This window comes from Planktosalinus sp., from assembly GCF_059864935.1.
In genome coordinates, this window is the sequence record NZ_JCBCCK010000250.1 from 1 (window position 1) to 9,961 (window position 9,961).

A 9,961-nucleotide genomic window follows, 5' to 3' on the forward strand; every position below is an offset into this window, starting at 1 on the left:
GAAAAAACAAACACATTCAGACGGTTGAGTTTAAACGAAACTTTCTCTTCAAAGGTGTCTTCGTTTAAAATGACCAGCCTGTACTTGTGAAGCAGCTTTTTGACAATTCTTTTTCTCTTTTTTTCTTCAGCCATTGTCTAATTTCTTAAATAGCAAATATAAAACAAAAAGGACGGGCATTTCGTATAATTGAAAGGAAGAAAATCCCCAAAAAAGTAGTGCATTGGATTTTTCTTGTTAACTTTGCATTCTAAATTCAATGTATCATGACTTCTCTATTTCTTCCTTTGATGATGGGCCCCTGGCAAATTGTACTAATTGTTGTTGTTGTATTGCTGCTTTTTGGCGGAAAGAAAATTCCTGAACTGATGCGTGGTTTGGGTAGTGGAATCAAAGAATTTAAAGATGCTTCCAAAGAAGACAAAAAGGAAGAAGAGAAAGACAAAATTGAAAAATAATTTTTCACACATAAAACTAAAAAATCCGCTTCGAGAGCGGATTTTTTTTATTGTATTCTTATCGACTGAATGATGGCTTCAAGTTCGAACTGATGGTCGCGTTTATCCACCGAAGGCGCAAAGGTAAATCCTTCAACTACCAGATATCGGTTGTTTTTCTCATCTTTAATGATGTAGTTTTCAAAAGGTCCTGCCATAAAAAAGTTATACACTTCCCAAGTGCCTTTAGTCAGATAAGCAAATTTTCCATCAACTTCAGACTCAAAAAAATAGGGGGTGAAAGCCATTTCAGTAATCATATGGCTGTTCGCCACCGGTCCCGGAATATGTGCTTTTCCAATCGAATCACGCATTTTGATAATGTCCTGCATTCTTGTCGATTCGTTTTGAAAATAGTTTAAAGGCATTTCATAAATAAGCAGGTTTAGATCTCCTGAGCGGATGTCTTTTCGTAACCAGACAAAATCATCGGTCTGTTTACCAATGCGATAAGCGGAAGGCATAATAAAATCGACTTTAAGGTTTTCCCTAACTGATGCGGTATTAAAACGCGAAAGAGACATTCTGCGATGCTTTTCTTTAATTTCTGTTCCCCTATAACTTTCAATAAGTTGAGTGATGTTTTGTTCAATGACTTCGATGATTTCTTCATTGGTTTGCCCACTTATAAAAAACCCGGTCTGGGGTTTGGCATAAAAGTCATTTGCCGGCCTGAATTGCTTCTGCTCTCCTTTTTTCACATAAAGAAATGTGCGGTGTTTTTGAGTAAACCCTTCAAATGCGTGAAGCGGTAACTGGCTGATGGAAAAAAGCGGTTCTTCCTGTGGCAGGCCTTCAACCGTAGCCGCGAAATATCTTCTTAGAACTTCTCCTACTTCACCTTCCCAGAGTTCATTGTCAATTACAATCTGAAGGTTATTGATGTTTCCTGAAGAAGTGGGCAACATGGCGTGCCGGTCACTGCTGCTTTCCTTACAGGAAAAAAAGGTAATGGAAACCAAAAGCAGCAAAAAAATCTTATTCATAACGAACTATTTTAAAAATTACTTTAAAAATATTTACCCGCCTGAAAGTTTTAGTTTCATTCCGGGTCTTAAAGTATTACCGCTAATACCGTTCCAATTTTTTAAATTTTCAATTGTCACACCGGGATATTTGTTTGCAATGCTCCAAAGTGTGTCGCCTTGTTTGACTATATACTCGTTAGTGTCAGTATTGCTGGTTGTATTTTGAGCAACTGAAGTTGAAGTGTTTCGTTGTCCTCTGGGATAGATTACCAATCGCTGGCCAATTCTTAAGTTATTGCTTCTCAGGCCATTCCAGTTTTTAATATTATTGACCGTGACGCCATAATGAGATGCGATTTTTCCGAGGAAATCACCACTTTTTACCCTGTAAGTAATTTGCTGGTCTTGCGGATAAAATTCAGGTGTGGGTTTGTTGTTTTTTTTGGCTTTGGAGTCAATGTAGGCGTAAACCAAATCTTCATTGCTTACGAAAGTTCCAAGCACATCAAGTGGAAGCCTTAAGTAATAATTTTTCCCCTCAATGTATGGAATAACATCCAATTTATAAGACGGGTTCAAAAACTGCAATTCCTCCATAGGGATATCAAGCAATTCTGAAAGGTCTGCAAATCTAAGAGTTTGTTTTGCGTGAACAGTGTCGGTTTCATAATAGGGCAACCCTGTTTTTGGTAATTTAAATCCGTGTTCTTCTGCATATTCAAAAATGTACATGGTTGCCAGGAAAGCCGGCACATAGCCGGCTGTTTCGCGTGGCAGGTTGTGCCTCATTTTCCAATAATTGGTCTCTCCTCCAGATCTGCGAATGGCATTTGAAACTCTTCCGGGGCCGGCGTTGTATGATGCTAAGGCCAAATCCCAGTTATTAAACATATTGTAAAGGCTTGCTAAGTATTTAGCTGCAGATTCTGTTGCCCGTAAGGGGTCTGAACGCTCATCAACATAAGAAGTGACTTCCATGCCATACATTCTTCCGGTGGGATACATAAATTGCCACAATCCGGTAGCGCCTACTCTTGATCTCGCTCTGGGGTTCAAAGCAGATTCTACAATGGCGAGGTATTTCAACTCCAGAGGAAGATTGTGCCTGTCCAATTCCTGTTCAAACATTGGGAAATAAAAGTTGCTTAAGTTCATTAAGCGTTGAAGGGAATTTCTGCGGCGGCTTAAATAGCTTTTAATGATATTTTCCAGTGCGGGAGAATAAGCCACATCAAAAGGGGTTTTCGCGTCAAGCAAAGCTAGGCGGAGCATTAAGGTTTCTGTGGTAAGTTCTTCAAATTCAAGTGTTTCTCTTTCATTTATTTCTATTTCGTTGACAAAAGCATACATTTCGTCAAACAACTCTGAATTGTAAAGTTCTTTTTTCCATAGGCTGTCAATTTCAGAACTGACCTGGTGTACTCTAAAAATTGAGCGGATGCTGTCAAGTAGCGAAAGAGGTTCTTGTTCAATAACATCTTCCGTTTCAAGCAGATTGGCAACCTCCTGTTGGGGACCATAACTATCTTCCTGCGCATACGCCAGTGAAAATAACAAAGTAAAAATCAGGGGAGTTAGTATTTTACTCATTATTGTTTTATGTTAGATTGGTTTTGCAAAATAGTAAAAAATAATGATTAAAACGCAGCCCGAGTCTATGGTATTGCCCTAATCCAATATTGCTTCTATTCCCGGAAGTGATTTTCCTTCGAGCATTTCAAGCATAGCACCACCGCCGGTGGACACATAGCTCACTTTCTTCTCAAGACCAAATTGTTTCACCGCAGCCACCGAATCGCCACCACCAACCAATGAAAATGAGCCTTTTTTTGTAGCTTCGGCAATGGCATTACCTAACGAAATAGTGCCATTTGCAAATGATTTCATTTCAAAAACACCTACAGGACCATTCCATAAAATGGTGTTTGATTTTTTTATGACATCAGCAAAAAGCACATTGGTTTTTGTGCCGGTATCAAGCCCCATCCAGCCGTCGGGAATATTGTCGATGCTGCATTCATCTTTAGCTGCAGTTTCTGAAAAACTGTCGGCTATTAATGCGTCAACAGGCAAATGAACCTCCACGTTTTTCTTCTTGGCGGTTTCTAGTATGCTTAATGCTAAATCCTGTTTGTCTTCTTCTACCAATGAATCACCCACATTTCCGCCAAGGGCTTTTACAAAGGTGAAAGCCATTCCGCCACCAATAATCAGGTGGTCTATTTTATCTAAAATATTTTCAATGATGGTGATTTTTGAAGACACTTTTGCCCCACCAATTATGGCGGTTACAGGTTTTTTACTGTCTTTCATTACTTTGTTCAGGCTGTTGATTTCTTTTTCCAATAGTAAACCAAAACATTTGTTTTCAGGGAAAAACTCAGTAATTGTGGTAGTTGATGCGTGGGCGCGGTGGGCAGCACCAAAGGCATCATTCACATAAAAGTCTCCAAGGCTAGCTAGTTTTTTTGCGAAATCCTTATCGCTTTCGGTTTCTTCTTTATGAAATCTCAGGTTTTCTAAAAGGAGTATTTCTCCGGGCATTAATTTTGAAACAGCCTCTTCGGCAACAGAGCCAATACAATCTGAAGCAAATTTGACTTTTACCCCAATAATTTCAGACACTTTATTGACAATGTGCTTCAAGGAAAATTCATCTTCTTGAGCTTTTGGTCGACCAAAATGTGACATTAAGATGCAGCTTCCTCCGTCTTCGAGAATTTTAATAATGGTGGGCTTTGCGGCCCTGATCCGGCTGTCGTCTGTAACCTGAAGATTTTGATTGAGGGGAACATTAAAATCGACCCTAACGATTACTTTTTTCTTTTTAAAATTGAAACTGTTCAGCGTTTTCATAAATTAGAAATTCTAAAGACAAAGATACTTTTTTCTAATAATTGAGAGCTATCGTTTGGACTGAATTATCCTATATTTGCATATGCACTATTCTGAAGTTTTGGGGCTTGAACATCTTAAAAACCACCTGAAAACCGGGGTTGAAAACGGTAGGGTTCCGCACGCACAACTTTTTGTGGGTCAGGGGGTTTTACCACTGGCGCTTGCTTATGCCAGAAATATCTTATGCGGTACTTTTTCAGTTTCAGAGGTTGAGAAAAACCCCTCTTGCAATCTGAAAATCAACAAATTATCACACCCTGATTTACATTTCGTTTTTCCTGTTGCCACCAATGACAAAATAAAAACCCATCCTGTTTCAACTATGTTTTTAGAGGACTGGCGTAGTTTTGTTTTGGCCAATCCCTATGCCGGCCTTTTTGACTGGTATAACCGAATTGGTGTTGAGAAAAAGCAAGGTAATATCAGTGTTGATGAAGCACAGGACATTGTAAAAACCCTTTCACTAAAAGCTTATGAAGGCGGTTACAAAGTGATGATTGTGTGGATGGCAGAGAAAATGAACATTGCTTGTTCCAATAAAATATTGAAACTCCTTGAAGAGCCCCCCGAAAAAACGGTGTTCATTCTGATTACTGAAGATGAAGAACAAATAATTGACACTATTAAATCTCGATGCCAACTGTTGAAGTTTCCACTGTTGCCGGAAGAAGTTATTGCCGGCGGACTTGTTGAAAAAGAAGGCGCGGCTTATGAGGCTGCCAAAGAGTTTGCCAGACAAGCAGCGGGTGATTACAACAAAGCGTTGCAGCTTTTCAAAAACAGCAGTGAAGATTCTCAATTTGAAGAATGGGTGATTTTTTGGATCAGGGCAGCCTTTAGAGCAAAAGGAAATAAAACTGTAATCAACGATTTGTTGTCGTGGAGTGAAACTATTGCCAGAACCGGTCGTGAAGTTCAAAAACAATTTTTGGATTATTGCATTTCATTTTTCCGGCAGGCATTGCTTTTAAATTACAAAACTCCTTCTCTGGTTTACTTGAGATTTAAGGATGTTAACTTCGCTTTGGAAAAATTTGCCCCTTTTGTTCATGGAGCAAATGTGATGGAAATTATCTCCGCATTGGAAGATGCCGGTTATCATATTGAGCGCAATGGAAATGCAAAAATTATTTTTACTGATCTCTCTATTCAACTCACCCGTTTACTGCATAAAGCAGCATAAAATTCACTATAAGTCTTTCTTATTGCTTTTCAAAATACCTATTTGATTTGATTATAAAAAACGGCTTTGTTATCTTCGATTTAAGCGCGATTCTCGTTTTTATCGACCCGAACGCTGTTCAGTCTTGTTTTTGCTCGTTTTTGCGCCTAAAACTTCGTTAATCCTCCTTTTTGAGAATGTAAATGCCCGAAGAATACTCTTTGGTAAAGATTCCGGACAAATTTGAGAGGCTGCCATGCCAAATGGCTTTTATCCAGTTTGATTTTCCTGTTTTATATTTTTCAGAAAGCAGGCACACATAAAAAGCATCAAACCACATGGGTTTGGTTTGAGTGAGTTTGAAATGATGTGGGGTAAAAATTCGTTCAATAGAGTTTTTTGAAAAATGCCATAAATGTCTTGGCACATCAAATGCTGCCCAAAATTGTTTATAATGTAACGCGTCTTTTGATTTGAAATTGGGAACAGCAACTATTAAAGTTCCATCGGGTTTTAGTCTTTTTTTGATTTCTAAAATATAAGATTCAAAATCCTCAACATGTTCGAGCACATGCCAAAGTGTAATAATGTCAAAATATTTTTCTTCTACATCCTGCAAAAACTCATTGACAACTATTCCTTTTTTTTCTGAAAGCTGCCTGGCTTTTTCTCCGGGTTCAACTCCTTGAACATTCCAGTTTTTGCTTTTTGCGTAAGCTAAAAAATCGCCTGTTCCTGATCCAATATCCAAAAGCGATCCTTCACCTTGGTTCAGGTTTTTTATCAAACTCATTTTTTGACTCAGAGAGACTTTTTTTACAAATTGATAAGCCTTGTCAAAAAGTGTTTTGTTGGAATCAGTATGAGAAATGTAATTTTCACTTTGATAATATTCTGACACATTCTCCGGAACCGGAATTGTCTTCAGCAAGTCTTTTTCTTTATTTTCAACCAGCGTAAATTCCTCGCCGGAAAGCAAGAAATCTTTTGTTTTGATATAAATGTTTTCGGTTGATTTCAATTTAAAATAACTAACTGTTTCACGTGGAACACTACCTTCCCATATAGACTAACATGACAGAAATATCATTAGGGGAAACACCACTGATGCGTGATGCCTGCGAAATGGTTGCGGGTCTGATGTTGCTTAATTTTTCTCTCGCCTCTTGAGAAAGCGATTTGAGTTTTGTATAGTCAAAGTTCTCGGGAATCTTAATTCCTTCCAAGCGGTTGAGTTTGTCGGCATTGTTTTTTTCTTTGTCAATATATCCCGAATACTTGACTTGGATTTCAACTTGTTCCAGAATTTCTTTATCCAAATCACTTTGCTGAATGTACTCTTCCACTTCGGGAATTTTGCGCATATCGTCAAGAGTAATATTGGGCCTTGAAAACACTTTAAACATTTTATCAGCCTGATTCACCGGAGCCGATTCTTTAACTTCAAGAATAGGATTGATCACTTCAGGAGCAAAACTGGTTTCTTTAAAAAAAGAAACAAATGCAGCTGATTTTTTTTCTTTTTCTTCCATTCTGCGCATTCGGTCTTCTTTGGCTAAACCAATTTCGAATGATTTTGGAGTTAGTCTGAAGTCTGCATTATCTTGTCTTAAGAGCGTTCTGTATTCTGCTCTGGAAGTAAACATTCTGTAAGGCTCTTCTGTGCCTTTAGTGATTAAATCATCCACCAAAACACCGATATAAGCTTCATTTCGCTTAAGAATAAATGGCTCCTTTTCGTGCACTTTTAAATGTGCATTAATTCCGGCCATTAATCCTTGGGAAGCGGCTTCTTCATAACCGGTCGTTCCATTTATTTGTCCGGCGAAATACAGGCCTTCAACAAGCTTGGTTTCTAAAGTATGTTTTAATTGTGTGGGCGGAAAATAATCATATTCGATCGCATAACCGGGACGGAAAAACTTGACATTTTCAAATCCGGGAACAGAGCGCAAAGCTTTGTATTGAACTTCTTCGGGCAATGAGGTTGAAAACCCGTTGACGTAAAATTCTACTGTATTCCAGCCTTCGGGTTCTGCAAAAAGCTGGTGCCTGTCTTTATCTGCAAACCGGTTGATTTTGTCTTCGATTGAAGGACAATATCTAGGCCCTATGCTTTTTATTCTCCCGTTAAACATGGGTGATCTGTCAAATCCTTCACGCAACAAATCATGCACTTGCGGACTTGTGTAACTGATATAACAAGAACGTTGTTCTTTTAAAGGTTGGGTAATATTACTGTATGAGAATTTGTCCGGAACTTCGTCGCCCGGCTGTTCTTCCATTTTCGAAAAATCAAGCGACCTTCCATCCACTCTGGGTGGCGTACCTGTTTTCATTCTTCCGGCATCAAAACCGAATTTTACTAAATCTTCAGTAATTCCCGTAGCTGCTTTCTCGCCGGCTCTTCCGCCTCCAAATTGCTTTTCGCCAATATGGATTAATCCGTTTAGAAAAGTTCCGTTTGTCAATACTACACTCTTGGCTTTAATTTCGATTCCCAAAGAAGTTTTTACGCCAACAATTCTATTGTTTTTTACTACAAGTCCAGAGACCATTTCCTGATAAAAATCAAGGTTTGGTGTTTGCTCAAGCATCAATCGCCATTCTTCTGCAAATCGCATTCTGTCACTTTGCACACGGGGACTCCACATTGCAGGTCCTTTTGACTTGTTTAGCATTTTAAACTGAATGGCCGTCTTGTCTGAAACGATTCCGCTATAACCGCCCATTGCGTCAATTTCACGCACAATTTGCCCTTTAGCAATTCCCCCCATAGCAGGATTGCAGGACATCTGGGCAATGTTCTGAAGGTTCATAGTAACCAATAAGGTTTTTGAGCCTAAATTTGCAGCAGCGGCAGCGGCTTCAGAGCCGGCGTGTCCACCACCCACAACAATAACATCATATTCATTTTCAAACATAATTCAGTAAAAAATTCGTGTTGTTCCACGTGGAACAAGTTTTTATCTTAAAACGGGTGCAAATATAAGCTAAATATCAGAATATCAACAAATTAAAATTTATTTATTTGATTATCAAAGAGATGTGTTATAAAGTAGGAAAAATGGCGATAGTTTCGTTCTCTTTGTTACGCATAATTTTCTCTTCTTCCGGTGACTTGTCCTTGTAACCCATAAAGTGAAGAATCCCATGTATTATCACACGTTTTAGTTCATTTTCAAAAAGCTCGTTGTATTCTAATGCGTTCTCTTTTACGCGTTCAATGGATATATAAATTTCGCCGTGAATTTGTTTTCCCATAGAATAATCAAAACTGATAATATCGGTTAGTGTATCGTGATTGAGGTATTCCAAATTGATTTTGTGAAGATAATTGTCATCACAGAACACATAGGTAATATCGCCTTCAGTATATCCTTCTGATTTCAAAACTGTATTGATCCATTTTGAAAACGCTTCAGGATTGTCAAGAGAAAAGTCGGTTTCAGAAAAAAACTCAATCATTGGGCGTGTTAAAATATTCCTGCACTTTTTGTTTGTACACTTGCCTGAAAGGTAGTTGTTGTCTGTTTAATATTTCGATGTTGTTGAAATAGTTTCTTGCGTTTTCAAGTTGTTTGTTCTGGGTGTTTTGAAATTCATTTTCGTTGGTGCGCCCTTGTCTTTTTTCATCCTCTCCCTGTTGAAAAGCGGCCTGCTCAAGTTTCATAAGCTGGTGCTTGATTTCGTTCATCTTTCTCAGTGTGGCTTGATTGAACCCACGCTCCAATAATTCTTGTTCTACCTGTTCCATTTGACGCATCAGGTTTCTGGCGTCAGCAGGCAAGCCTTCTTGTCTAAGCCTGTCTTCAAGTTGCATTCTAAGCTTTTGTTGTTGCTTATAAATTTCAAACAGCAGTCCTTTCATTTCTTCTGATTCTAAATTTCCTCCTTCGCCTTCACCCTCTTTGTTGCCGTCACCACTTTGTCCGTCGTTTCCATCACCGTCAGATCCCGTTTGCCCGTCACCCTGACCCTCACCATCGCCCTGGCCTTCACCCTCTCCTTGTTCTTCTCCCTCACTACCTTGTTCGCCGGGATTGGTTCCCTGTTCCATTTTCTCATTTAAACTTTCCTGCTGTTTGATAATATCAGGCAATTGAAAACCTCTGCCCTGGCCCTCACCCTGACCTGCTGCACCTGCCATTTGCATTTGCATACTGTTTAAGGCATTGCTTAATAAAACCGCAAGGTCATTCGCTCCGGTAACAGAGTATTGCTGTGATGCGACTCCATTTCTGATTCGGTTTTGTGCCAATTCTTCCATGGATTTGTCCATATTGTAATGCACTTCTTCAATCAAATCATTAATTACAGTTCCAATCATTGGGTTTCGGAGTGCTAATGCAAAAAGGCTGTCGTCAACGTGTTGAAAATTTTGTTTTAGTTCGCTTTGACGAACCAGCTTTCTTCCAAACAGTGGATTACCATAT

At 38.9% G+C, this 9,961-nt stretch carries 8 protein-coding genes and 2 pseudogenes; 2 read left to right on the forward strand and 8 right to left on the reverse strand.

Annotated features, from left to right (window positions below; all coding sequences use genetic code 11):
- Positions 1-134: pseudogene (locus tag AC6F75_RS08520) on the reverse strand (M23 family peptidase); the annotation flags it as partial.
- A gap of 132 nt (positions 135-266) precedes the next feature.
- On the opposite strand from AC6F75_RS08520, the gene tatA reads away from it, so the two are divergent.
- The gene (tatA, locus tag AC6F75_RS08525) at positions 267-458 is read left to right on the forward strand and encodes a twin-arginine translocase TatA/TatE family subunit (protein ID WP_500714584.1); all 192 of its coding nucleotides are present in this window, start codon (positions 267-269) and stop codon (positions 456-458) included.
- 47 nt (positions 459-505) lie between these two features.
- Here tatA and AC6F75_RS08530 read toward each other — a convergent pair whose 3' ends face one another.
- From AC6F75_RS08530 to AC6F75_RS08540, 3 genes are all read right to left on the reverse strand, one after another.
- Positions 506-1,483 (reverse strand): DUF4837 family protein, encoded by a 978-nt coding sequence (locus AC6F75_RS08530; protein WP_500714585.1) that lies wholly within the window; start codon positions 1,481-1,483, stop codon positions 506-508.
- Between the two features lie 33 nt (positions 1,484-1,516).
- Positions 1,517-3,055, reverse strand: coding sequence for a LysM peptidoglycan-binding domain-containing protein (locus AC6F75_RS08535; RefSeq protein WP_500714586.1), 1,539 nt, complete (start codon positions 3,053-3,055; stop codon positions 1,517-1,519).
- A gap of 78 nt (positions 3,056-3,133) precedes the next feature.
- On the reverse strand, positions 3,134-4,321 hold the full coding sequence (locus tag AC6F75_RS08540; protein WP_500714587.1) for a phosphoglycerate kinase: 1,188 nt from the start codon (positions 4,319-4,321) through the stop codon (positions 3,134-3,136).
- 82 nt (positions 4,322-4,403) lie between these two features.
- Between AC6F75_RS08540 and AC6F75_RS08545 the strand changes: the two genes are divergently transcribed.
- Entirely contained in the window at positions 4,404-5,546 is a 1,143-nt protein-coding gene (locus tag AC6F75_RS08545; RefSeq protein ID WP_500714588.1) for a DNA polymerase III delta subunit-related protein, read from the forward strand.
- A gap of 157 nt (positions 5,547-5,703) precedes the next feature.
- Here the strand turns inward: AC6F75_RS08545 and AC6F75_RS08550 are convergent, their stop codons facing one another.
- The 4 genes and pseudogenes from AC6F75_RS08550 to AC6F75_RS08565 form a co-directional block, all read right to left on the reverse strand.
- Entirely contained in the window at positions 5,704-6,546 is an 843-nt protein-coding gene (locus AC6F75_RS08550; protein WP_500714590.1) for a methyltransferase domain-containing protein, read from the reverse strand.
- A 31-nt stretch (positions 6,547-6,577) separates the two neighbouring features.
- Entirely contained in the window at positions 6,578-8,449 is a 1,872-nt protein-coding gene (mnmG, locus tag AC6F75_RS08555; RefSeq protein WP_500714591.1) for a tRNA uridine-5-carboxymethylaminomethyl(34) synthesis enzyme MnmG, read from the reverse strand.
- Between the two features lie 127 nt (positions 8,450-8,576).
- A complete protein-coding gene (ybeY, locus tag AC6F75_RS08560; protein WP_500714592.1) occupies positions 8,577-8,993 on the reverse strand; it encodes an rRNA maturation RNase YbeY in 417 nt (138 codons plus the stop codon).
- A pseudogene (locus AC6F75_RS08565) lies at positions 8,986-9,961 on the reverse strand (hypothetical protein); the annotation flags it as partial. The gene ybeY and the pseudogene AC6F75_RS08565, both read right to left, overlap by 8 nt.

Excerpts from the sequence above, each read along its gene's own strand:
- tatA (WP_500714584.1), top strand. The coding sequence starts at position 267 with ATGACTTCTCTATTTCTTCCTTTGATGATGGGCCCCTGGCAAATTGTA.
- AC6F75_RS08530 (WP_500714585.1), bottom strand. The coding sequence starts at position 1,483 with ATGAATAAGATTTTTTTGCTGCTTTTGGTTTCCATTACCTTTTTTTCC.
- AC6F75_RS08535 (WP_500714586.1), bottom strand. The coding sequence starts at position 3,055 with ATGAGTAAAATACTAACTCCCCTGATTTTTACTTTGTTATTTTCACTG.
- AC6F75_RS08540 (WP_500714587.1), bottom strand. The coding sequence starts at position 4,321 with ATGAAAACGCTGAACAGTTTCAATTTTAAAAAGAAAAAAGTAATCGTT.
- AC6F75_RS08545 (WP_500714588.1), top strand. The coding sequence starts at position 4,404 with ATGCACTATTCTGAAGTTTTGGGGCTTGAACATCTTAAAAACCACCTG.
- mnmG (WP_500714591.1), bottom strand. The coding sequence starts at position 8,449 with ATGTTTGAAAATGAATATGATGTTATTGTTGTGGGTGGTGGACACGCC.
- ybeY (WP_500714592.1), bottom strand. The coding sequence starts at position 8,993 with ATGATTGAGTTTTTTTCTGAAACCGACTTTTCTCTTGACAATCCTGAA.